The organism is Acinetobacter sp. ANC 4805 (genome assembly GCF_022549495.1).
Lineage (GTDB): Bacteria > Pseudomonadota > Gammaproteobacteria > Pseudomonadales > Moraxellaceae > Acinetobacter.
The window spans coordinates 33,484-56,696 of record NZ_JAKZGD010000010.1 but is presented as its reverse complement, the minus strand read 5'-3'; the positions used below and the strand labels follow the sequence as shown (position 1 = coordinate 56,696).

The 23,213-nt window shown below is 39.8% G+C and carries 28 protein-coding genes and 2 tRNA genes; 19 read left to right on the top strand and 11 right to left on the bottom strand.

What is annotated here, in order from left to right:
• Positions 1-54 precede the first annotated feature (54 nt).
• The gene (locus MMP60_RS13415; RefSeq protein ID WP_023274516.1) at positions 55-1,491 is read left to right on the top strand and encodes an amino acid permease; all 1,437 of its coding nucleotides are present in this window, start codon (positions 55-57) and stop codon (positions 1,489-1,491) included.
• Positions 1,492-1,628: 137 nt separating this feature from the next.
• On the opposite strand, the gene MMP60_RS13410 is transcribed toward MMP60_RS13415, so the two are convergent.
• Both MMP60_RS13410 and MMP60_RS13405 read right to left on the bottom strand, forming a co-directional pair.
• Positions 1,629-1,704 (bottom strand) — tRNA-Gly (locus MMP60_RS13410).
• 41 nt (positions 1,705-1,745) lie between these two features.
• Positions 1,746-1,818 (bottom strand) — tRNA-Gly (locus MMP60_RS13405).
• Between the two features lie 191 nt (positions 1,819-2,009).
• Here MMP60_RS13405 and MMP60_RS13400 point away from each other — a divergent pair.
• The 5 genes from MMP60_RS13400 to MMP60_RS13380 all read left to right on the top strand — a co-directional run bounded on the left by MMP60_RS13400 (position 2,010) and on the right by MMP60_RS13380 (position 4,845).
• Positions 2,010-2,318, top strand: coding sequence for a BolA family protein (locus MMP60_RS13400; protein ID WP_018678399.1), 309 nt, complete (start codon positions 2,010-2,012; stop codon positions 2,316-2,318).
• Positions 2,319-2,327: 9 nt separating this feature from the next.
• Positions 2,328-2,720: a SirB2 family protein gene (locus MMP60_RS13395; protein WP_241336876.1), complete on the top strand. Its 393-nt coding sequence runs from the start codon at positions 2,328-2,330 to the stop codon at positions 2,718-2,720.
• 80 nt (positions 2,721-2,800) lie between these two features.
• Positions 2,801-3,643 (top strand): ParA family protein, encoded by an 843-nt coding sequence (locus MMP60_RS13390; protein WP_241336872.1) that lies wholly within the window; start codon positions 2,801-2,803, stop codon positions 3,641-3,643.
• 9 nt (positions 3,644-3,652) lie between these two features.
• Entirely contained in the window at positions 3,653-4,045 is a 393-nt protein-coding gene (locus MMP60_RS13385; RefSeq protein WP_241336871.1) for a hypothetical protein, read from the top strand.
• Between the two features lie 209 nt (positions 4,046-4,254).
• Entirely contained in the window at positions 4,255-4,845 is a 591-nt protein-coding gene (locus tag MMP60_RS13380; protein ID WP_241336866.1) for a LysE family transporter, read from the top strand.
• Between the two features lie 7 nt (positions 4,846-4,852).
• On the opposite strand, the gene MMP60_RS13375 is transcribed toward MMP60_RS13380, so the two are convergent.
• The gene (locus MMP60_RS13375) at positions 4,853-5,491 is read right to left on the bottom strand and encodes a DedA family protein (protein ID WP_241336864.1); all 639 of its coding nucleotides are present in this window, start codon (positions 5,489-5,491) and stop codon (positions 4,853-4,855) included.
• A 236-nt stretch (positions 5,492-5,727) separates the two neighbouring features.
• On the opposite strand from MMP60_RS13375, the gene MMP60_RS13370 reads away from it, so the two are divergent.
• Entirely contained in the window at positions 5,728-6,150 is a 423-nt protein-coding gene (locus MMP60_RS13370; protein ID WP_241336863.1) for a DoxX family protein, read from the top strand.
• 143 nt (positions 6,151-6,293) lie between these two features.
• Positions 6,294-6,662, top strand: a complete 369-nt coding sequence (locus MMP60_RS13365) for a NirD/YgiW/YdeI family stress tolerance protein (protein WP_241336860.1) — start codon at positions 6,294-6,296, stop codon at positions 6,660-6,662.
• Between the two features lie 50 nt (positions 6,663-6,712).
• Here the strand turns inward: MMP60_RS13365 and MMP60_RS13360 are convergent, their stop codons facing one another.
• The gene (locus MMP60_RS13360; protein ID WP_241336942.1) at positions 6,713-7,939 is read right to left on the bottom strand and encodes a DUF445 family protein; all 1,227 of its coding nucleotides are present in this window, start codon (positions 7,937-7,939) and stop codon (positions 6,713-6,715) included.
• A 442-nt stretch (positions 7,940-8,381) separates the two neighbouring features.
• Here MMP60_RS13360 and guaA point away from each other — a divergent pair, with 442 nt between their 5' ends.
• Positions 8,382-9,950 carry a glutamine-hydrolyzing GMP synthase gene (gene guaA / locus MMP60_RS13355; RefSeq protein WP_241336858.1) on the top strand — a complete coding sequence of 523 codons (1,569 nt, stop codon included), beginning with the start codon at positions 8,382-8,384 and terminating at the stop codon, positions 9,948-9,950.
• Positions 9,951-10,262: 312 nt separating this feature from the next.
• Positions 10,263-10,769 carry an N-acetyltransferase gene (locus MMP60_RS13350; RefSeq protein ID WP_241336857.1) on the top strand — a complete coding sequence of 169 codons (507 nt, stop codon included), beginning with the start codon at positions 10,263-10,265 and terminating at the stop codon, positions 10,767-10,769.
• A gap of 169 nt (positions 10,770-10,938) precedes the next feature.
• On the opposite strand, the gene MMP60_RS13345 is transcribed toward MMP60_RS13350, so the two are convergent.
• Positions 10,939-11,409 carry an HAD domain-containing protein gene (locus MMP60_RS13345; RefSeq protein WP_241336855.1) on the bottom strand — a complete coding sequence of 157 codons (471 nt, stop codon included), beginning with the start codon at positions 11,407-11,409 and terminating at the stop codon, positions 10,939-10,941.
• Between the two features lie 354 nt (positions 11,410-11,763).
• Here MMP60_RS13345 and MMP60_RS13340 point away from each other — a divergent pair, with 354 nt between their 5' ends.
• The 7 genes from MMP60_RS13340 (at position 11,764) to MMP60_RS13310 (ending at position 15,544) form a co-directional block, all read left to right on the top strand.
• On the top strand, positions 11,764-12,294 hold the full coding sequence (locus MMP60_RS13340) for a PadR family transcriptional regulator (protein ID WP_241336853.1): 531 nt from the start codon (positions 11,764-11,766) through the stop codon (positions 12,292-12,294).
• Positions 12,295-12,308: 14 nt separating this feature from the next.
• Positions 12,309-12,698 (top strand): transcriptional repressor, encoded by a 390-nt coding sequence (locus MMP60_RS13335; RefSeq protein ID WP_241336851.1) that lies wholly within the window; start codon positions 12,309-12,311, stop codon positions 12,696-12,698.
• 23 nt (positions 12,699-12,721) lie between these two features.
• A complete protein-coding gene (locus MMP60_RS13330) occupies positions 12,722-13,027 on the top strand; it encodes a DUF3861 domain-containing protein (RefSeq protein ID WP_241336849.1) in 306 nt (101 codons plus the stop codon).
• A gap of 2 nt (positions 13,028-13,029) precedes the next feature.
• The gene (locus MMP60_RS13325; RefSeq protein ID WP_241336941.1) at positions 13,030-13,308 is read left to right on the top strand and encodes a DUF2798 domain-containing protein; all 279 of its coding nucleotides are present in this window, start codon (positions 13,030-13,032) and stop codon (positions 13,306-13,308) included.
• 144 nt (positions 13,309-13,452) lie between these two features.
• The gene (locus MMP60_RS13320) at positions 13,453-14,400 is read left to right on the top strand and encodes a pirin family protein (RefSeq protein WP_241336847.1); all 948 of its coding nucleotides are present in this window, start codon (positions 13,453-13,455) and stop codon (positions 14,398-14,400) included.
• Positions 14,397-14,795 (top strand): OsmC family protein, encoded by a 399-nt coding sequence (locus MMP60_RS13315; RefSeq protein ID WP_241336845.1) that lies wholly within the window; start codon positions 14,397-14,399, stop codon positions 14,793-14,795. Before MMP60_RS13320 ends, MMP60_RS13315 begins: the two co-directional genes overlap by 4 nt.
• A 95-nt stretch (positions 14,796-14,890) precedes the next feature.
• On the top strand, positions 14,891-15,544 hold the full coding sequence (locus MMP60_RS13310; RefSeq protein ID WP_241336843.1) for a glutathione S-transferase: 654 nt from the start codon (positions 14,891-14,893) through the stop codon (positions 15,542-15,544).
• Positions 15,545-15,605: 61 nt separating this feature from the next.
• On the opposite strand, the gene MMP60_RS13305 is transcribed toward MMP60_RS13310, so the two are convergent.
• The 6 genes from MMP60_RS13305 to MMP60_RS13280 all read right to left on the bottom strand — a co-directional run bounded on the left by MMP60_RS13305 (position 15,606) and on the right by MMP60_RS13280 (position 21,514).
• Positions 15,606-16,211 (bottom strand): SPOR domain-containing protein, encoded by a 606-nt coding sequence (locus tag MMP60_RS13305; RefSeq protein ID WP_241336841.1) that lies wholly within the window; start codon positions 16,209-16,211, stop codon positions 15,606-15,608.
• Positions 16,212-16,408: 197 nt separating this feature from the next.
• Positions 16,409-18,199, bottom strand: coding sequence for an arginine--tRNA ligase (gene argS, locus MMP60_RS13300; protein ID WP_241336839.1), 1,791 nt, complete (start codon positions 18,197-18,199; stop codon positions 16,409-16,411).
• Between the two features lie 170 nt (positions 18,200-18,369).
• Positions 18,370-19,290, bottom strand: coding sequence for a Dyp-type peroxidase (locus tag MMP60_RS13295; RefSeq protein ID WP_241336837.1), 921 nt, complete (start codon positions 19,288-19,290; stop codon positions 18,370-18,372).
• A gap of 152 nt (positions 19,291-19,442) precedes the next feature.
• Positions 19,443-20,252 (bottom strand): zinc ABC transporter permease subunit ZnuB, encoded by an 810-nt coding sequence (gene znuB / locus MMP60_RS13290; RefSeq protein WP_241336836.1) that lies wholly within the window; start codon positions 20,250-20,252, stop codon positions 19,443-19,445.
• A 3-nt stretch (positions 20,253-20,255) separates the two neighbouring features.
• The gene (gene znuC, locus MMP60_RS13285; protein ID WP_241336834.1) at positions 20,256-21,044 is read right to left on the bottom strand and encodes a zinc ABC transporter ATP-binding protein ZnuC; all 789 of its coding nucleotides are present in this window, start codon (positions 21,042-21,044) and stop codon (positions 20,256-20,258) included.
• Positions 21,017-21,514 (bottom strand): transcriptional repressor, encoded by a 498-nt coding sequence (locus MMP60_RS13280; protein WP_241336832.1) that lies wholly within the window; start codon positions 21,512-21,514, stop codon positions 21,017-21,019. The genes znuC and MMP60_RS13280 overlap by 28 nt, the downstream gene beginning before the upstream one ends.
• 220 nt (positions 21,515-21,734) lie before the next feature.
• On the opposite strand from MMP60_RS13280, the gene MMP60_RS13275 reads away from it, so the two are divergent.
• The gene (locus tag MMP60_RS13275) at positions 21,735-22,574 is read left to right on the top strand and encodes a metal ABC transporter substrate-binding protein (RefSeq protein ID WP_241336830.1); all 840 of its coding nucleotides are present in this window, start codon (positions 21,735-21,737) and stop codon (positions 22,572-22,574) included.
• A 170-nt stretch (positions 22,575-22,744) separates the two neighbouring features.
• Positions 22,745-23,143 (top strand): ATP synthase subunit I, encoded by a 399-nt coding sequence (locus MMP60_RS13270; protein WP_241336828.1) that lies wholly within the window; start codon positions 22,745-22,747, stop codon positions 23,141-23,143.
• Positions 23,144-23,213: the final 70 nt, after the last annotated feature.

Sequence of the window (23,213 nt, the reverse complement as noted above, 5' to 3'; positions counted from 1 at the left end):
CGCATAAATTAGCGACGGATTCATTTTAGGAAGTAGTAAAAAGGAACTTTTATTATGACGGTGATTCAAAATCAGTCAGAAGGCGAACAAGCGCCTCAAGACTTACAACGGAAACTTTCCAATCGCCATTTGCAATTGATCGCAATCGGCGGTGCGATTGGTACAGGACTCTTTATGGGTTCAGGCAAAACCATCTCCCTCGCAGGTCCCTCCATTCTGTTCATTTATATGATTATTGGAGGAATGTTCTTTTTCCTGATGCGTGCATTAGGAGAGTTATTACTCGCAAATTTACAGTACAAATCTTTCGTGGATATGGCACATGACCTGATTGGCCCATGGGCAGGCTATTATTTGGGTTGGACTTATTGGCTCGGTTGGGTTTTGGTCGGGATAGCAGACTTGGCTGCGGTGATTAACTATCTGGGCTTTTGGCTGCCCGAAGGTATGACCTTTACACCAGTCGGACAGGCGATGATTAGTGCAGCTTGTGTCTTATTCGTCTTGGCTTTGAATTTGCTTACAGTCAAATTATTTGGTGAAGTTGAGTTTTGGTTTGCCTTAATTAAGATTTTGGCAATTATGGGATTAATTGCGGTAGGTGGTTATATGATTTTCAGTCATTTTACCGCACCGCATGGCACAGTTGCCTCATTCAGCAATATTTGGTCGCATGGGGGTATGTTCCCGAAAGGTGTCGATGGTTTCTTGGCAGGTTTCCAAATTGCAGTTTTTGCCTTTGTTGGTATTGAATTGATTGGAACGACTGCTGCTGAAACTAAAGATCCACATAAGAACTTACCGAAAGCAATTAATGCGATTCCCATTCGTATCATTCTATTCTATGTATTGGCTTTGTTGGTCGTGATGTCTGTGACGCCATGGGATCATATTCGTGCGGATAAAAGTCCGTTTGTTGAATTGTTCTTAAATGCAGGAATTGTCACCTCTGCAATTATCATGAATCTTGTGGTGTTATCGTCGGTGATGTCATCCATGAATAGTGGGGTGTTCTCGACCAGTCGAATGCTGTTTGGTTTATCTAAAGATGGTCAGGCGCCTAATGCTTTCGGTCGCTTATCAAAAAGTGCTGTTCCAGCCAATGGTTTAATCTTCTCTTGTGTTTTCATTATGGGGGGTGCAGTACTGCAATACTTCGTTCCCAATACGATTGAAGCGTTCACTCTAGCAAGCTCTCTATGTGTGATTCTATTTATCAGTGTATGGAGTCTGATTATGGTGTGCTATATCCGCTATCGTAAGTTACGCCCAGAATTACATGCTCAATCGACCTTTAAAATGCCGGGTGGGGTATTCATGTCTTACGTCGTGATCGCCTTCCTGATGTTTACTTTAGTGATTTTGGCACTTGAACCCGATACATTGAAAGCCTTGTATGTCAGTCCCGTTTGGATTGTGATTTTAAGTGTGACCTATCGTGTGCTGTATAAACCAAGAATGCGCCGATTACAGGAAAAGTCTGCTGCTTAGTTTGAGATGTTGGCTTAAATAAAAACACAGGTGTTTCTATGCAAATGGAAACACCTTTTTTATTGTCGTCATGGATGATTGCTTAAATTTAGGCAAGAAAAAAACCCTAATCTTTCGACTAGGGCTTTTTTTGAATCTGGAGCGGGAAAGGAGACTCGAACTCCCGACCCCAACCTTGGCAAGGTTATGCTCTACCAACTGAGCTATTCCCGCTTATCGAGCAGTTTTTTCTAAAACTTACACTAAAAAATTTGAGCGGGAAAGGAGACTCGAACTCCCGACCCCAACCTTGGCAAGGTTATGCTCTACCAACTGAGCTATTCCCGCATGCCGTGTATAATACATTATGCAAAAATAGGGTCAATAATTTTATGCAAAGAAAATGATTAATTGCATAAAATAAAAGCATTTCTGCGCTTTTAAAAAGCGGAAAGGCAAAATTTTGTACAAAATTTTCTCTAGAGGTCGGGTCATGTATACTAATGGGCTATCTCAATCTGACCTTAATAGAGTGACTGATGAACTTAGAACAACAGTTGATTGAACGTTTGCAAACTTTAGCACCTACCCATCTTGAGGTGATCAATGAGTCGGCAGGGCATGGTGGTTATTTTCCTGGTAAAGAATCACACTTTAAAGTGATTGTGGTGAGTGATGAATTTCAGGGCTTACGTTTGGTACAGCGTCATCAAAAAATCTATGCTGTTGCGACTGAGTTAATGAATCCTGGGAAAATCCATGCTTTAGCGATTCATGCTTATGTGGCAAGTGAATGGCAAGGGCAAGCACCTGCAAGTCCTGAATGCGCGCATGCACCTAAAAGTTAAGGATTGATCATGGATGCACATTTACTCACCAAAATTATTCATATGTCCGCAGTGAGCTTGTTGATCATTGCTTTTGTTCTTCGTGCAGCGACTTTATTTATCGGTGTACAAAACCAACAACCCAATCCAAAAGGTTTTAAAGGTCTCGTCGGTTTACAACATTTGTCGCTGACCCTGATTATTTTGACAGGGGCTATTTTAGTCGTGATGAAGAACTTTGAGGTCGCACCTTGGTTTTATGCCAAAGTGATTTTATTTTTTGTCTTGTGGTCATCTTTGATCAAAACCTATAAAAAAGACAGCAGTGTGTTATTGCAACAGCGCCGTGCTGGTTTGTTGATCGGTACAGTCGCATTGGCAGGTATTGTTGGCTTAGTGATTATTAAACCTGTTTTTGCGTAATTGTTTGACATTGTTTTAGTAATTGTTTTGGCACTAAGTTAAACTGCGTGCAGTTTACAAAAATATTGTAGAGGGAAATCATGTTAACTCGTGTGGTGTTTAACCAAAAAGGTGGTGTGGGGAAATCAAGTATTACAGTCAACTTAGCTGCAATTAGTGCTAAGCAAGGTTTAAGAACTTTGGTGATTGATCTTGATCCACAAGCAAACTCAAGCCAATACCTTTTAGGTGAAGATGCAACATATTCTGCGGATAAAGCCGCATTAGAGCCAAACATTGAGAATTTCTTTGATGATATTTTAGGCAGCACGCAGCAGAAGGGATTAATTAGTAATGCCATCGGCTCGATCCTAAAAGCACCACGAGGCAAAGGTTTAGAGAGTTATGTTCACCGAACATCTTTTGAAAATCTAGATGTGATTCCTGCCAGTCCAAGCCTTGGTGCGCTAGAACATGCTTTAGAAAGCAAACATAAAATCTATAAATTGCGTGATTCGATTCAGTCACTCAGTGCGCGTTATGATCGTATTTTCATTGATACGCCGCCCGCATTTAATTTCTTTACCTTGTCGGCATTAATTTCCGCAGATCGTGTCTTGATTCCATTTGACTGTGATGTATTTTCAAAACGTGCGTTACAAACTTTGATTGAAAATGTACTCGAAACCCAAGATGATCATAATGATCGCTTAGAGATTGAGGGAATTGTCGTGAATCAATTCCAATCTCAGGCAAAATTACCGCGTGAAGTGGTTCAACAATTAAAAGATGAAGGTTTACCTGTTTTAGCAAGCATGTTACCGCCATCGATATTGATGAAAGAATCACATCAAAAGAATTTACCCCTGATTCATTTGGCATCAGAACATAAATTGACCTTGGCGTATGTCACTTTATTTGGTGAGATTGAATCAAAAAAATAAGAGAATATTATGAAACGCTTATATTGGATGCCTGTGTTAGCACTCAGTATGTTATTGGGTGCTTGTGCATCAACGGTTAAACCCGCTTATGTTTCACCAACCCAATACCAAGCTTTAAACTGTCAACAGTTGCAAGCAGAGTATAATCGTATTCAACAATACATCGAGAATGGTGTGCAACCAGCGAAGCGTACAGGCGTTGGTGTCGGTGTTGGGCTCGGTGGCGGTTGGGCGAGAGGTGGTGGCTGGGGAATTTCCCCAACAATTTCAGTGAATATGGGGCAGTCGATGAATACCAAGAATACTGAACTTGCCAACCTACTCGGTCAGCAAGACGCAATTGTCCAAGCTGCACAGTTCAAAGGTTGCCCAATGATTATCAAGCAGCGTCCAAAATCATAAGTCAAAAGAGATATATCACTGTTGATGATTACAGTGATATATCACTAAATATTAGCAAAATGTTTCAATCTATTTTAATAAAAATCAATTATTTGAATTTTTGGCTGTACGGTATTCTCTGATCTTTACATACAGGTATTCCCTCTAAAATTTTATTTTTACGCCAAATTCGTTTAAGGTGGCGACCTATATAGTGGTTCGGTATCTTTATGATTGACAGTTGGTTTTTTGTTTTGGCGATGTTGGCAGTGTTACTTATTCCAGGTCCAAGCAATGCTTTACTCGCGAGCGCAACACATCAACACGGACTATTTAAAACCATGATTTTTATCCCCGTTGAATGGTTGGGATATGTATATGGCATCAGTTTATGGTCACTGTTTATTCATCTATTTGAACCGATTTGGTCAGCCATTGATGTGATTTTGCATACAGGCAGTTTGGTTTATGTACTTTGGATGGCATTTCATCTATGGAAACGTTCACACTTACAAAAATATGATCAACGTCATCAACAGATCAGAAAAGCACAACTATTTTTTTCCACATTAAGAAACCCTAAAACAGTGCTTTTGGCTGTGGGTATTTTTCCCACTGAAACGTGGAACTCGATTGAGAATGCAGGATTGGTTTTTACAGTCTTTAGTTTACTGCTCGTACCCGTGAGTATTTTTTGGATGCTATTTGGGCGTGCATTGCTGACTGGTAGTTCGCATCGAATCAAAGCCGACCATGTGTATAAAGGGTCGGCAATGTTACTGCTAGCTTGTATGTTACCGATGATTTTTCGTTTATTTTAATCGGAGCTTATTTGGCTTTACGCTCATTTAATTTTTGGCGAATAAAACCAATAATGCCTGGTAAGATACTGATAATAATGATGCCAAAAATTAAATGGGTGAAGTTATCTTTGACGATCGGCATATTACCAAAAATATAGCCTAGCGTAATAAACGAGGCGATCCAACACAAAGCACCAATCACATTATAGGTCAGGAAAAACTTATAATTCATGCTACCTGCACCTGCGACAAATGGTGCAAATGTTCGTGCAAAGGGAACAAAGCGAGCAAAAATAATGGTTTTACCGCCATGACGTTGAAAGAATTGCTGTGTTTTGAGTAAATGTTGTTTATTGATAAAACGAGAGTTGGTTTCAAAGACACGAGGGCCAATATAACGTCCGATGTGATAATTTACGGTGTCGCCTAAGACTGCAGCAATAAATAATAAAACCCCGAGTACCCATGGATCCATTGCACCAGTTGATGCTGCAAGCGCACCCGCAGCAAATAATAAGCTATCCCCTGGTAAAAATGGCATCACTACTAAGCCAGTTTCAACAAAGATAATTAAAAATAAAATGGCGTAAATCCATACACCATAATTGCGAATAAATTCTAAAAGATGTTCGTCAACGTGCAGAATAAAATCAATGAGTTCCATGAAGGTGTTAGCAGTATAAATTTGAGCTAAATCCTAGCAGTGCAACTATAGAATGTCAGTATAAAAAGCTATTTAATTGGTAACTTTCGTTGCGGATTAGCAAACTACTTTCTGCGATTGAGAGAGTGATTTTGTTTCAAATATGGAACGATTCGTTAACTAATATAATATTTATTGCAAAATAGAACATACATAAACTGTTGTTATGTTAAAAAACAAACAGTGTGGAATCCGTCATGTTTAATCCGAATGTTGTTGTAAAAAATATTGTAACGCAACCTAGTGTCGAAAATGTTGTCACACTGATTGCACGTATCTTAATGGCTTATATTTTCATTATTGCAGGCTGGGGCAAGTTAACTGCCTATGGTGCTACCGCTGGTTATATGGAGGCGATGGGTGTGCCTGCTGCATTGTTACCTTTGACCATTTTGGTTGAGTTTGGTGGTGGTCTTGCCTTGCTATTTGGTTTCCAAGCACGGTTTGCTGCGTTTGGTTTAGGTATTTTTAGCATCATTACCGCATTTATCTTTCATGGTGCTGATGATCAAATGCAACAAATTAACTTCATGAAAAACTTAGCCATGTCGGGTGGTTTATTTTACTTAATGTTGCATGGAGCTGGTCGTTTGAGTTTAGATCATGTGATTGAGAAATAAGACAGCGTAATCAGTTGCCCCACTTCGATGAGTGGGGTTAGATTTTGATATACATAAAGTTGACGCTTGATTACAAACTGAAGCCTAAATAAGGGCTTAATTCTGTTTAGATAATAAGATGTTAAAACCATGAGGGAAGTACAATGAAACAAATACTAGTCAGTTGTGGGATCGTCATTTTAACAGGATTGTCAACGTTCACATGGGCAGGTAAAGGTGATCATGTGATTGTGCAAGAGGCGGCAAAAAATGTGGTGACGGTCACTCAGATTGCTCAACTGGCAGATGAAACAGGCGTTACCTTAACGGGTCAAATTACAAAACATTTACGAAGTGATCATTACGAGTTTAAAGATCGGAGTGGCACGATTGGCATCGAAATTGATGATGATATTTGGCGTAAGGCGGGCTTGAAAGTCGGTGATCATGTTCGGTTAGTCGGAGAGGTGGATACTCATCGTCACAAACCCACTGATATTGAAGTGATCAAAATAGAAAAACACTTGCATTAAGCATAAAAAAGGAAGCCTTAGCTTCCTTGTTTGATTCTGATGGTATTGCTTTAGAGCATAAAGTGAATTTGCATTTCCCCAACAAGGAAACCTAATACTGCGCCAACAATGATCAATGACCATTCATCTTCTTTAAATGCGGGACGGAGCATGCCTTCAAATTCTTCAGGACTTAATTTTTGCATTCGTTCGACTAAGGTCGTGCGAACATCCATGGCATCTTCGGCATAAGACTCTACATAGCGCATCGTCTCTGGGAGTTGTTTTAAAATACGTTCGGCAACTTCTGCTTTCAGATTTTGATATTTTTCACCACCAATCGCATAAACAACCAATGGACGAACAATACCTGCCTGTAGGTCAATTTCTTGTTTGACATGGCGACTGACAAGTTCGATGACTTTATCTGAATTTGTTCCAGAAAAAAGCTCTTCCATCATATTGCGTGATGTAAGCAGTTGCTTGGAAATTAAGGCTGCATAATCGGCTGCGACTTCATTTTGACGTTTGATGAATAAACCTTGCCATGTGTAGCCCAAAATCTTCTTTGGGTACAATGGTCTAAACATCATTTGTAAAGCCATCCAGTCACTGAAGAAACCGACAAAGCCACCAAACATCGGCAGCATCCAAGGGTATTTTCCTTGAGTGACCACCCAACACAACATTTGCACCACACCAATGGCGAAACCAAAAATAAAGCCAACGTTACTAAAGAATTTAAATTCTTGTTTGCCGACTTTTTTGAAGATTTCATTGAGGAGACGTTTATCTTTGAGGAGATTGCTAATCACCATGTGTTTGATGTCAAAGTATTTGATGACATCTTTTTGTACTTCGCCCATGATATGTTCAACAATCTCAGGGGCTTTGGCTTGAACTCGCTTAATTAATTTCTTTCGTGCGAACTCAGGCATACCTTCCCATAGACCCGGTTGATATTGTTGTGCAACTTCACGGGTAATGTCTTCGGCAGCAGCCATTAATGGTTTTTCAATTTCTTGAGCAATCCTTTTCGGATCCAGTCTGGCAAAAATTTCTTGGGGTTGAATTAACTTCGAGGTCATTAACTCAACGGCTATGGTCGCCATTTTTTCAGCTTTTCGTGGGACGATGCCTTGCCATCCGATTGGAAGACCAAATAACCTTAGTCCCTTAAATTCAAGTGGCGCAAACATCATTTGAATGGCAATAACTTTGGTTACATAGCCAATAAAGCCACTAATAAATGGGATCGAAATATATAACCAGAAATTCTGTTGAAAATCCGCAATCATTTCTTGAAACATTATTTTATTGGTCCTTCAAGTCCTAATTGTTGCTCGTGATAGGGCAAGCCATAGATGATAGTGAAAATGTTAGAATATTGACCGAGCCAATATTTTTAGGCTTTTAGTTACCTTTTTAGTTTTCCTCTTTCCAAGGATAGTGCAACTGCACAAAAAGGAAACGATGGTGCCGATATTGCATACCTTTCCGTGGTCATGCATCTTTTCGACTCATCATCTTAGCACCAAATTCTATTTTTTGTTGATCAGAATCGCCAAGAAGAGTTGATTTAACACTCTTTTTAGGCATCATTTTATGAAATTTTAGTTTAAATATCAGTCATGATTGGCGATAAAAGTTAAAAAATAAGATAGATGATGAATTGCGATGCGCCAAAGCGTGAAAAATGTTAGAATATGGCGCTTAATTCATTTGCCTTTCTGATTAGCCATGACGACCAATACTCAAATTACTGAAGATCGCATCCTTATTCTGGATTTCGGCTCTCAATATAGCCAGCTGATTGCACGTCGTGTGCGTGAAGCAGGTGTCTACTCTGAAATGTATGCATATGATATGTCTGAAGAAGATATTCGTGCATTTAATCCGAACGGGATTATTTTGTCAGGTGGCCCTGAAAGCGTACATGAAGAAGGTAGTCCACGTGCACCGCAATTGGTATTTGAATTAGGCGTACCTGTTTTGGGTATTTGCTATGGTTTACAAACCATGTCTGAGCAACTGGGTGGTAAAGTAGAGCCAGGCACAGTACATGAATTTGGTTATGCTGCTGTTGATGTATTGGTTCGTGATCAATTGTTGGGTGATCTCAATGATGGTGACGACAAGCTCAATGTTTGGATGAGTCATGGCGATAAAGTCAGTGTGATTCCAGAAGGTTTCTCTGTTACTGCAAGTACACCAAGCTGTCCATTTGCAGCGGTAAGTGATGAAACACGCCGTTTCTATGGTGTTCAATTCCATCCTGAAGTGACACATACAGCGAAAGGTGCTGAGTTATTATCTAACTTTGTTCACAATATTTGCGGATGTCGTAATCTTTGGAATTCTGAAAACATCATTGACTTACGTGTTGAACAATTACGTGAGCAAATTGGCGATCAAAAAGTTCTATTAGGTCTTTCTGGTGGTGTTGATTCTTCTGTTGTTGCTGCACTTTTACACCGTGCGATTGGCGATCAGTTGACTTGCGTATTTGTAGACAATGGTTTGCTTCGTTTAAACGAAGGTGAACAAGTGATGGACATGTTTGCAAAAAACATGGGCATCCGTGTGATTCGTGCTGATGCTGAAGAGCGTTTCTTAACTGCGCTTGCAGGCGAAGTTGATCCTGAGAAAAAACGTAAAATTATTGGTCGTGAATTCATCGAAGTATTTGCTGAAGAAGCACGTAAGCTTGATGGCGTAAACTTCCTTGCACAAGGTACGATTTACCCAGATGTGATCGAATCTGCTGCAACTAAAAATGGTAAAGCACATGTGATTAAATCACACCATAACGTGGGTGGTTTACCTGATGATTTAGCTTTTGAATTGGTTGAGCCGATTCGTGATTTGTTTAAAGATGAAGTACGCCGTTTAGGTACAACTTTAGGTTTACCACATGAAATGCTTTATCGTCATCCATTCCCAGGTCCAGGTTTGGGCGTGCGTATCTTGGGTGAAGTGAAAAAAGAATATGCTGATATTCTTCGTCTTGCTGATGACATCTTTATGCAAGAGCTTCGTGCAAGCGGTTGGTATGATAAAACTGCGCAAGCATTTGCGGTATTCCAACCTGTAAAATCTGTGGGTGTTGTCGGTGATGGTCGCCGTTATGCATGGGTGATTGCGCTTCGTGCTGTTGAAACGGTTGACTTTATGACAGCTCGTTTTGCTCATTTACCGTATGATTTGGTTGATAAAATCTCAACCCGTATCATGAACGAGATTAAAGATGTTTCACGTGTTGTTTACGACGTGTCATCTAAGCCACCAGCAACGATTGAATGGGAGTAAAACTGGGGTTTCAAGCAGCAACGCTGCTTGCCAGTTTTACACCAAGCGCTCTGCGCGCGGCAGAGGGATTTTGCGGTATTTGAAAAACCTCTAAAATAGATCAAAAAAGCCGACTTTTCTAAGTCGGCTTTTTGCTGTTTTAGAATCAAGTGGATTTATCCAATTTTTTGATTTGAAATAAATGTTTTAAATTTATTTCGCATAAGTTTGTTTATGTTAATTTTAGCAAGACTTAAGTGATTAAATCAGAGATATCTATCTTTATTTGATAAAATTAGAATAATGATCGAAGAGACACTAGGAAAAAGTTTAATGAATATACTCATTCGAGATGAGCAGCCAGAAGATATTCAATATATTGAAGAATTAATAAAAGTTGCATTTTTAAATGAAGTACATTCTAGTCATACCGAACAATTCATTGTGAATAACCTACGGAAAAATAAACAACTTACTATTTCTTTAGTTGCTATAGAAGATGGAACTATTATTGGTCATGTTGCTATTTCGCCAGTGATAATTTCTTCAGGTGAAACAGGATGGTATGGCTTAGGTCCTATTTCCGTTTTGCCAAATAAACAAGGTCTAGGCGTTGGATCACTTTTAATGAATGCATCACTTGAGAAGTTAAAACAATTGGGTGGCAAAGGCTGTGTTTTATTAGGAGATCCAAATTATTATGGTCGATTTGGTTTTAAATCATATCCTGATCTAAACTTACCAGGTGTACCTCATGAATATTTCCAAGCTATAAGTTTTATTAACCATATTCCCAAAGGGGATGTGAGTTACCATGAGGCCTTTGATTCGACTGAATAGAATTCATCTTTCAAGCTTATATTAAGTCAGTACCCATAGGGTTCTTATCCATTTCATTCAAGTATTTAATGAAGATTTTTAGTCTAAAAAAGCCGATTTTTCCAAGTCGGCTTTTTGCTATAGCCAATAAAAAAATTGCACTTTAGCCCCGCTTTTTGGCAATACCATGTTAGCGGTAGTTGAAATTATTTATTTTTTCCAATATTTGATTTTTTATTGATTCGGTGATTCCAAGCATAGCGTCTATTTGTATCCAACGATTTTTTAAATCATCAGTGAGTTCGTTTAAACTTTTATCATCATCAATGATTAAAAATTCAGCAGTTCTATTATTTGAAAACCATTCTTCAATTTCAACATTTCTCTTCTTAATGTCGATGGCTTTTTTTACATCATTTATTTTAGATATTTTACCAACATGTATACCTCTCAATTCAAAAATTTGATTCCATTCCATTAAGTTGTAATTAATTCTGTGAGTAGTGGTCAAAATGATTTCAGGATTTATTTTGTCAATAATTTCAATGAGATTTTTTCGAGAGTTTTCATTGAATTTATAGAATCTATCTTCTAGGAACTCTGGTTTTTTCCAAGGAGGAGAAGTTTCCAAAACTCCATCAATGTCAAGAAGTAAAATCATTATGAAAATTGATGCTTTGTTGGTTTGCAATTACCATTAACTATAACATGACCCAATTCATTACCTTAAGGGTTGAATAAATTTTTGCTTACATGTTCATAATTCTATAAAGAGTAGGAAAGATGCATTTGAAACAACTTGATTGTTTTGTAAACATATCTGACACCTATTGCCAATAACAAGAGCGCTCAGACGCTCTTTTTTATTACTTAACTTTCCTAAAGTTCTTTCTTTAAAGTAAATAACGCATTAAATATCAAAAGTATAAAATATAAAGATATATCTTAACTTGATTAAAGATGTATTAAGATATATCTTTATATGCATAAATTAGTCAATATGAGAAAAATAAAGATGCAACATCAATCAGATCATCATCATGAAAGCGAACGAGATATTCACCATCGAGAGCATCACCGTACAGGTCGCCGTGGACGTTTATTTGAATCAGGACGTATGAAACTGTTAGTTCTGCATTTAATTCAGCAAAGTCCCAAACATGGTTATGAAATCATTAAAGAAATTAGTGATTTAGTTGGCGATGGCTATACACCAAGTGCAGGAACAATTTACCCAACTCTCACCAGTTTAGAAGAAATGAACTGTATTTCCTTACTCGATGTCGAGCGTAAGCAATACCAAGTCACTGAATATGGTGAAGCTTATCTAAAAGATCAGCAGGAAATGTTGACCGCGTTGTTGGAAAAACTACGCATTAGACGTGAAATCCATAACAACGATCAATTGATAGAGATTCATCGTGCTATGGAAAATCTAAAAACAGCATTGCGATTAAAACTCAATATTGCCGACCTACAGCAAGAACAAATTTATCAAATTGCTGAAAAGATTGATCAAGCCGCAATTGCGATTGGGCGTTTATAAGTTGGGGGCGAAGGATGTTAGCGCTACAGCAGAAAATTAAACAGGCAGGATTACGAGTGACGCATCCACGCATGGCAGTTTTATCTTTACTGGTACAACAGACGGATGACCTCACCGCGAAACAAATTTACCAAGGTCTAAACCTACAAAAGCAGCAGTTAAGTTTGGCAACCGTCTATCGCGTGGTGAGTGATCTTGTCTTGGCAGGTTTGTTGGTGAGTTATCAATTCCATCGTGCTGAAACTAAATTTAGTCTTCCGCGAGTTTCTAAAAATCAATTGCTACAAATTCGCTGTGCAGATTTAACCACAGCAAAACAAGCACGATTTTTACAGTCCTTAGAAGCCGTATTTACTCAATTTCAAATTGATTTGATGCAGATCGAAATCAAAGAGAATGCTTAATTAAAAATTCATTGGAGCAAATGATGAAACAACATCAATACCATGTCACGGTGCAACATTTAAAAGATGCAAAAGGGCAAGCCTCGACCTATACCGAGCGTTTAGAGTTCTATACAGGGAATCATGACGATATTTTCGAGATCGTTGAGCGTTTGAAAAAAGCTGAGTTGTTCGATGATCAAACCACAACATCTTTTGCGGTGGGGCTAAAACTTTTTAGTGAAGTGATGCTGGAAAATAAAGATCATCCACTATTCGAAGAATTCTTGCCGCAGTTCGGTCAATTCATGAAGAACCTAAAACAACACGTAAAGAAACAGGCTGAATGAGTATGGGGGAAAATGGCATGAAACAAACAAAGAAGATTTCCTTTACTAAATTACCTGCAAGATATGCTGCTTGGGTTATGCCATTATTATTGTCAGGGCTGATGAGCGCAACATTATCATTGATGAACTTACTAATGAATGTTGGATTAATAGATGGATTTGCAGCGAAGTGGTTGTCAACATGGTTTTTTTCATGGTTGATTGCCTATCCTGTCGTTCTCATGTTTTTGCCTATTGTTCGACGCTTAACAAGCCTTATTGTGGAAATGCCACCACATTGATATGTCAGGCTGTCGAATAACAATAAAGATTGTCTCATGCATAGCACTCTGCGTATTACCAAAAGACTATATTGAATGATGATTGTATTGTTAAGATCAGTAAAACAACTCATTGCAATAGCATAGGTAAAAGAGAGCGATATCATGAGCAATAATAACGATTACGATATTTCTAACTCCAAAGATTGTGAAACTTATATCAATCAGTTTATTCAAGAATTCACGATTCGCTCGGCAGAAATTGGTAAGGGCACAGTCATTAAGCGAGCCTTGCCGAGTCGTCAGAAGCGTTTGGTTGGGGCGTGGTGTTTCCTTGATCATGCAGGACCTGTGAGTTTTCCTGCGGGAGATGGTTTAGATGTTGGGCCGCACCCACATATTGGTTTGCAGACATTTACATGGATGATTGAAGGCACCATGATGCATACTGATAGTCTGGGTTCAAAACAACTGATTCGTCCTAAACAAGTGAATTTAATGACAGCAGGTCATGGAATTTCGCATACGGAAGTTGCACCCGACATTGAAACCAAAATGCATGCAGCACAACTCTGGATTGCTTTGCCTGATGACAAGCGCAATATGGAGCCAAAGTTCGAACACTATCCAGAGCTACCTGTCGTAACTAAAGATCAGGTTGAATTTACCATTTTAGTGGGGGATTTCCTTGATACGGTTTCTCCTGTGCAAGTACATACACCTTTGGTTGGTGTGGACTTAACCGCACAAGCAAATACTAAAACCCGTATTCCACTTAATCCAAACTTTGAATATGCCTTTATGGCACTTGAGGGCATCGCTCAGGTAAATGGGCATGAACTCAATGCCGATAATATGGTGGTGTTGGAAACGGGACTGACTGAAATCGAAGTTGAACTGACTGAAGGTCATCGTGTGTTACTCATCGGGGGTGAACCGTTTGAGTCGCCAATTTTGCTGTGGTGGAACTTCGTTGGACGTACCATGCAAGATTTACAGCAAGCACGAGAAGATTGGATCAATCATGATGCTCGTTTTGGTGAAATTCCTGATTATCAAGGGAAGCGTCTCGAAGCACCTGTATTACCTGAGCAAATGAGGGCTTCAAAATGAGTGTGATTGCGAGTGCAAAAGTTCAGGCTTTAGCCGAACCGTGGAAAGGAGAGGTGACAAGTGGCTCACATCAATTTCTCACAGATAAACCAGAATCTTTTGGAGGGCATGATACAGGGCCAGCGCCCTATGATTTTCTGACTGCAAGTTTAGCATCATGTACCATGATTACCTTACGCATGTATGCGCAGCATAAGCAAATAGACTTGGGTGATTTCAGTGTTGAAGTTGATTTTCATACCAACCGCGAACAGCAAGAAAAGATGACTCGTCGTATTATATTTGAGCAGATTCCATCACAAGCGTTACAAGAGAAGTTGCTGAATGTATGTAGTAAAACACCGGTGACGAAAACTTTGTTACGCAGTTTAGACATACAAACCGTGATTGTTTGAGACTAAAATGCTATTGTGCTTGGGCAAATCATAATTCTAAACGTAACTGTGAGAGGGATTCATACAGCAGTTGCGTAGACAAAGCAGGCACAAAAATGATTACCTTACATTACCTACAATGCTCACGTTCGTTCCGTATTTTGTGGGCATTAGAAGAGCTTGGTATGGACTACCAAGTTGAGTATTATCAGAGATTACCTAGCTACGCAGCTCCTGAAAGTTTGAAACAGATTCATCCGCTAGGTAAAGCACCAATTCTGGTGGATGATGAGAATGTCATTGTGGAGTCGGCTGTTATTTTGGATTATCTGCAACAGCAGTATGATGTCAAACAACAGTTCAAACCACAGCAATTCAAAGATCAGCTCCAATACTCATATTGGATGCACTACGCTGAAGGCTCTCTCATGCCTTTATTGGTGATGACTCTCGTCATCAATAATGTGAGTAAGCATGTTCCGTGGATTATTCGACCTGTTGCTGAAAAAATTACCGATGGCGTGAAAGCTGGCTTTGTTCGCCCTCGAATGAAAGAACATATGCTATATCTGGAGCAGTATTTGGGAGAGCATGATTATTTTGCTGGAGCTTTTTCTTTTGCAGATATTCAAATGGCATTTCCACTGATTGCAATTCAAAAACGTTTACATGGTAAATATCCAAATATTCAAGCCTTTGTCCAACGTGTTCAGCAGCGTTCAGCATTTCAGCACGCTGAGCAAAAAAGTTTACATTCACAGTGTGCATAAATTTTCAAACATGAAAAAAGGGAGAACAACTGGTTCTCCCTTTTTTCATTCATGAAGATTTTTATCGTTTAATTACAATTGAATCAATACCACTGTGTTGCAAGGTTTGTTGAGCAGCAAGTGCTGCATCTTGGCTATCATAAGGACCAGAGAAAACACGATACCATGTTTGCCCATTTTCAACCGTTTTTATAACATCGGCAGATAAACCATTCAAAATAATTTCCGCACGACGTGCATCAGCGCTATCTGGATCTGGATAGCTACGCACTTGTAAGATATAACTGGCTTGAACTGGTGCAGTTGGTTCAGTCGATGTGATGGTTGTTGGATCTGCTGTGGTTGTTTCAGGTTTTGGTGATTCAATAATCACAACATTACCTTCTTGTTTGGTTTCAGGGACAGCCTGTTCAGGAATTGGAGTGACTTGTTGTTGGGGCAATAGATCGTAGAAACGATAATCCTTATTGGTGTCCTCTTCTTCATAATGTTCTGAAGTAACTTGATTCTTTGCGGGGACGGGTTGCCACGGCTGCCATAGCATTAACATGACGCCTGCACAAAGGATCGCAAGAATTGCGACAAGCATTCCTAACCACTTGGGAATAAGTGGTTTTTTGGGCTTGTTTGGTCGTTCAGATACACCACGTTGCGTTTTTCCAAACACCTGAAATTCCTCTTGATCCTAATCCTATTAGGTTATTTGTAACTTGAAACTGCTTAAAAACAAAGCATTATGTTTAAAATAATGCTTTGTTTGTTTTACGATCTGGGTAATGTTGCAAGAGCGTTGCTTTGCTGATTACATTTCTACGTGGGCATAGCCCTTGTCTTGCGACAATGTGCAAAGCGTTGCTTTGCTAGTTACATTGTCTCAGGTGCAGATACACCGAGTAATTCTAAGCCATTATGTAAAACTTGCTGTACGTTGATTGAAAGTAATAAACGTGCTTGTGTAAGTGTCACATCATCGCCAAGGACTTTATGTTCGTTGTACCAACCGTGAAATAAGGCTGCTAACTCTTTCAGATAGTTGCCGATTTGATGTGGTTCATACGCATTTGCTGCACGTACTAAAATATCTGGATAAGCGGCAAGTTTCGCTAAAATTTCAGTTTCAGCATCAAGCTCTAAACGATTTGCATGTTCACGTGCCGAAACAGCATCAAAACTGAGATGTGTAGATGCTGCTTTTTCTAACATACGGCAAATACGGGCGTGTGCATATTGAATGTAATACACTGCATTGTCTTTGCTCTGTGAAACTGCAAGGTCTAAGTCAAAGTCGATGTGTTGTTCTGACTTACGCATCACATAGTAGAAACGTGCAGCATCGTTGCCCACTTCTTTGCGTAGGTCACGTAAAGTCACGAACTGACCCGAACGAGATGACATTTGCACCATCTCGCCACCACGCCATAAGCTCACGAATTGAACTAAAAGCACGGTCAATTTCTTTGAGTCATAACCCATTGCATCAATGGCTGCTTTCACACGTGAGATATAGCCGTGGTGGTCTGAGCCCCAAATATCAATGAGGTCGGTGTAGCCACGTTGTAACTTATTTAAGTGGTAAGCAATATCAGATGCAAAGTATGTGGTTTGACCATTGCGGCGTTTCACAACACGGTCTTTTTCATCACCAAATTCAGTTGATTTAAACCAAATGTTACCTTCTTTCTCATAGAGGAAACCGCGTTGATCTAAGGTTTCGAGCGCTTCATCAATTTTGTCAGCCAATGAAGCTTCGCTGAACCATTGATCAAAGGTCACGCCAAAGTCAGCAAGGTCATCTTTGATGTCATCTAAAATGGCATGTAACGCTGCTTGGTGGAATACACGGTAGCCAGCACCAATGAGTTGCTGTGAATTGGCAATTAAACCATCAATATGTTTTTCTTTGTCGCCAGCAAGGACAACTTTGTTGCCTTCAGTATCGAGTTCTTCGGCATATTGAACGTCTTCAGGCACATCTTTATAAATGTCAGCAACTGGACGAACATACGCATCGGCATCTTTATCAATAATGCTTTGCGCGATTTCTTTGACGTAGTCGCCTTGATAAGCATTTTTAGGGAAAACCAGAGTTTGTCCTGTGAGTTCTAAATAACGTAAATAAGTTGAGGTTGCCAAAATATCCATTTGACGACCTGCATCGTTGACATAATACTCACGGTCAACTTTTGCACCTGTTGCTTCGAGTAGGTTAGCAACAGTCATTCCATAGGCCGCACCACGACCATGTCCTACATGTAGGCTAGAGGTTGGGTTGGCAGAAACAAATTCGACTTGGATCTTTTTAGCTGCATTGACTTGAGTGCGGCCGTACTGATCTTTTTGTGCTTGAATTTGATCCAGTACAGCGAAACGTTGGTCAGCATTTAAGAAGAAGTTAATAAAACCAGGACCAGCAATTTCTGCTTTAGTAATATCAGCTACTTCAGGGAGAGCAGCCAAGATTTTCTCAGCAAGATCACGTGGTTTCATACCCGCGACTTTAGAGCCGATCATGGCAATATTTGAAGCAAAATCACCGTGACTTCGGTCTTTAGTACGGGTTAAATGGCTCGTATTTGTCCAATCTGAAGGAAGTACCCCTTGTTGTTGAAGGGATTGCACCGCATGATCAAGAGCTGCTTGTATTGCCGTATTCATAGTTACCGAAATAAATGTCGCGGAAAAACGTCAAATATAGCAAATTTTGAGGGCTTAAGGGGAGAGTGATTGAAGTGGAATTAACATATTCATATAAATCTTTTCAGACTTTTATTTTTCAATGTGGTGATGGGGATGCTATATCAACGAGAGATATAGCATTTTTCTCTTTAAGCTTGTAAAACCTGTTCGAGTAATTCATCACTAGGCGCAAAATAATAAGCACCATCAACCGCTGTGGTGAAATGCAATAAACGGTCATGTATACCATCACCCGTTGTGCCGAACATGCGCTTTAGCATTGCATCGAGAATACTGAGATTGTTGGTATAGGCAACAAAAAATAGACCTTGTTCTCCTCTACCATCTCCATAAGGTAAGCTATGACGTAGAATTTCCATCTCTTCGCCATCCTCATCTTCAACCACGGTACGTGCGACATGTGAATTTTGAGGTTTGATATCGTCATCAAGTTCGATAGATTCAAGTTTGGTACGTCCAAAGACATGTTCTTGAGCATCGACTTTGAGCTGTTGCCATTTTGCCAAATCATGAATATAGCGTTGTGCAAAAATAAAACTTCCATCCGCAAAAGCATCTGCTGTTGCTGGAAGTAATGCTGTTTCAGCACGGTCATCTGGAAATTGTGGATTTTCTGTACCATCAATAAAACCAGTCATATCGCGACCATCAAAGAAACGGAAACACGCGCGTTCATCTAAAACATCAACTTTGTTTTGAATGCCACTGAAGAATGCTTGACTGATGGCAAAGCAAATATCGGCACGAGCGCTGGCGATATGAATAAACACATCGGCTGGTACGACAGGCATATTAAATGCCCCTTGTTGAGGGTCGAGTTGTTTAAACCCCTCAGGCGTTTGTGAATAAAGTCTTGACCAAAGCTCAGGACCAAATGCAATCGCAGTTTTAATCTGATCGTTTGGGTGTTGGGTGATAAGACGATCACGAGTTGAAAGCAGAGCTTCAATCTGCTGCTTGAGTTCCGAAATATTTAAATCTTTTAAACGTAAAACAATAAAACGAGCATGGTCGGACGGTAATGGAAGAATGACAGATTGAGCAGTCATGAAGCTCTCCTTAGTTCGTTATTTTTAAGTGACTTAATGCCATGATTGTGCCTGATGTCGGCAGAGCTTAATAGTTTATTTCTGACGAATTTTACGATGCTCATCATTGCGAACAGGAATAATCAGAAGAAGTTGGTTGCTTGTCTAAACGGTTAATTGGTTTTGAAACTTGGTAAAAGTTTCTGCACTGTAAAAATGAGTGCAAAGCAAAGCGCCATACATAAAACGATACTAAGACCTGTAGCAATATTTAATGCTGCACTTGACCATAAACCGACAGTGACACCGAATTGCGCCAGTAAAAATGCCCAAATCACCATTTGCTTAGGTGAGTGTGCAAGCAAACGTGCACTCAGCGCAGGAATGACGAGCAATGCGCCCATCAGTAGTGAACCCACTGCACGTAGCGCAAGTACAGTAAATAAAGCCAGTAATAGCATGAAAATTAAACGTTGCCAGTTCGCACTGACCCCTTCGCTCATGGCAATATCAGGGTCAATCGCAATTTGGATTTGCGCTGACCATGAGCGATAAAGCACAGCCAGAGAACTCACAATGACCACGGCAAACATGGGTAAATCAGCCCACTCGATACTGAGTAGATCACCGAACAAATAGCTCAATAATTCGGGACGTAAACTCGGAATATGCTGAATCAAGAGCAAGCCTGAGCAGAGTAAGGTTGCTGAGCTTAGAGCGAGTAGGGCGTCATTGGGTAGGCGAGAATCATGCAGAACCCATAAAATTGCCACCAATAATGCAGCTAAACTGGCTACACCTAACCAAAAAGGTAAATGCAATAAACCTGCAATGGCGACACCTAGTAAAGTTCCGTGCGCCATGGTGTCGGCAAAAAAAGACATTCTGCGCCAAAGCATCAGGCAGCCGAGTGGTGCTGTCAGGAATACCAGTAGCGACCCCATAATCCAAGCAGGTAATAGTAGTTGTAACCATTCCATCATTGCTTAGACCTTTGGTTCGGGGTGAATATGTGGGCGCGGATCATGTGAGCATGGTTCGGCATGGTCACTATGCCCACAATGATTGTGATGATGCTGGTAGAACATGCGCTGAGTGCCAAAAATAGCTTGGTACTCAGGATGCTGTTGAATGCTTTCAGGTAAACCACTACAGCAAATGTGCTTATTGAGACAGACCACGCGATGCGTACCTTGCATCACCCATTGCAAATCATGTGAGACCATTAACACTGCGCAACCATAACGTTCAGGTAAGCTGCGGACATAGTCATAGAGTTCAGCTTCGGATTGAATATCCAAACCTTGCATTGGCTCATCAAGCACTAAAATATCAGGTTGACGTAGTAAAGCGCGTGCCAGTAAAACCCGTTGTCGTTCACCGCCTGATAGTTGTTGTACTTTTGAGGACAGCAGTTTTTGAATCCCTGTATCACGACTAATTTCTTCACGTAAATCAGCAGTGCAAATTTCTAAATCAAGTAAGTCTTGAACACGTAAGGGAAGACTGGCTGAAGGGTTGAATTTTTGAGGGACGTAAGCCAGTTTTAATTTCTTAGAAAAGTGAACTTTTCCTTTATTGGGTGACATGATGCCAAGTAAGACTTTAATTAACGTCGACTTACCTGCACCATTTGGCCCTATGAGCGTTACAATTTCTTTTGCTTGTAATGCAAAATCAATATTTCTCAAAATATCTCGCTCATCACGTCGAACAGAAATATTCTCCAATTGAATAAGTGGAGTGCTTACTGACGTGTGTTGCACTGATGACATTTTCCAGAAATTTCAATGATGCTGTGCTGTGCAAAAAATTGATCAGAAGCAGCAAGTTGATCAAGCTGTTGAATCAAGCCTTGTGCTGAAGCCTCTTTCACTGAATGACATTCAGTACAAATCAGAAAGGCAGCTTGGTGTCCTTCACGTGGATGACAACATGGAATATAAGCATTGATAGAGGTTAATCTATGAATTAAGCCTTTTTCTAGTAAAAAGTCTAAAGTACGATAAACCGTAGGTGGGGCAGCAGGGCGGTCTGCTTGTCCTTTAATTTTAGCCAATAAATCATAAGCCCCCATCGGTGCAGATGCATTTAAAATGAGTTCAAGTACTTCTTTACGCAAAGGGGTTAGGCGAGCGCCAACCGCAGCACATAAACTTTCTGCTTCAGCAAGTCGAGCTTTAATATCGTGATGACCGTGGACACCATGTAAAGCATTGTCATGTTCATGAGAACAAGAACCCATAAGTTGACCCCATTATTTTTGTAGAATCTATTGATTGTTCATGAGCCGTAGCTTTTATTGACGTTTCAATAGACTCGCTATCATAACATGCAATTCAGGATAACGAGCTATATATAAGTTAAGCGCGTGGCGGATAGAGTAATGAATCTTAAAATAGCCATAGGCATTTTTTAACTTTTGTTATATTATAACGTGTTCTGCTGAATTGAGTACTGTTGAGATGTTACGCCTTTTTGTTTTTGTTTTCTTTTCGATGTTAAGTACATGGGGATGGACTCAAAGTTTGGTGGTCTCAACGCATCCGATTTACTTGATTGCGAAAGAAGTAACGGAAGGGGTGGAAGAGCCTATTCTATTATTAGGTGATCAAAGCGGACATGATGTACAACTCACACCTGCACATCGTAAGGCAATTCAAGACGCTTCATTGGTGTTATGGTTAGGTAAAGTGCATGAAGCACCTTTAGAAAAGTTACTCAATAAAAATCATAAGGCAATTGCACTTTTAGATTCAGGTATTTTGACGATCTTGCCACAACGAAGTCTACGTGGTGCAGCATTAGCGAATACGATTGATAGCCATGTCTGGTTAGACCCGAATAATGCGGTTCGCATTGCTTTCTTTATTGCGACCTTACGTTCACAGCAATATCCAGAAAATAAAGCCAAGTATATGGCAAATGCGAAAGAGTTCTCGCAACAAATGCTACAGGCTTCACAGCAATATGAAAGCTCGAATAAAGCCAAACCTTATTGGTCGTATCATGATGCTTATCAATACTTAGAGCGAGCGCTCAATTTAAAATTTGCAGGTGCTTTAACAGATGATCCGCATATTGCACCTACTGTTACCCAAATTAAATTCTTAAAAGATAATCGACCTAAAACACAAATGTGTCTATTGGCTGAAGTGTCAGCAAGTCGTAGTCAATATCAAAAGTTGAATCCAGTAGAGTTTCAAGCTGTAGATGAAAGTATGCGTGGTGAAGATAATTTTGTTACTGCATGGAAAAAATTGGCTTCAAAAACCGATAAATGCATATTAAGTACGCAAAAATGATGAAAAAAATAAAAATGAGTTGACTCTATCGTCAGGAAATATGCTAACGAAAAAAACCGACTTAGGTCGAGAAAAGATTGCATGTTCAGGGGTGTAACTCTATAATGCCTGCGATTCGAAACGATCATCAATAAAACTTGTCAAGCAGTTATGTTGTGAGTGGATAAAAAATGAGCCAAACTAGTCGCATGATTGACCGACGATTAGCAAAAGCTTTGGTCTTCTTACAAGCGTGTATGATTCCAGTTGCAGCTTTGCTTGCGTGGATGATGAAAGACACAACTGCTGCTTTGAGTGCTGCACTTGGGGCTTTGGTCTGTTGGTTAGCACATTGTTATTTTGCTTGGCAGTCGTTTAGAACGGCAGGCGCAAGAGCATCAAAACAAGTCATGCTCAATATGTATCGAGGGATGCTCGGCAAGTTTGCAATTGTGATTGTGGGTTTTATTTTAATTTTAAGCAATGTAAAACCTTTGTCACCGGTTGCGTTGTTTAGTGGATTTATACTTGTTCAAGCAATGACGTGGGTTGCACCTTTTTGGGCATCACGTTTAAAAAAACGAGTGTAAGACACATTTTGAGATTTTTGGAAGCAGGAATGAGATTATTGCAGTTCGCATGATTTGTTTCGCTTCTTTT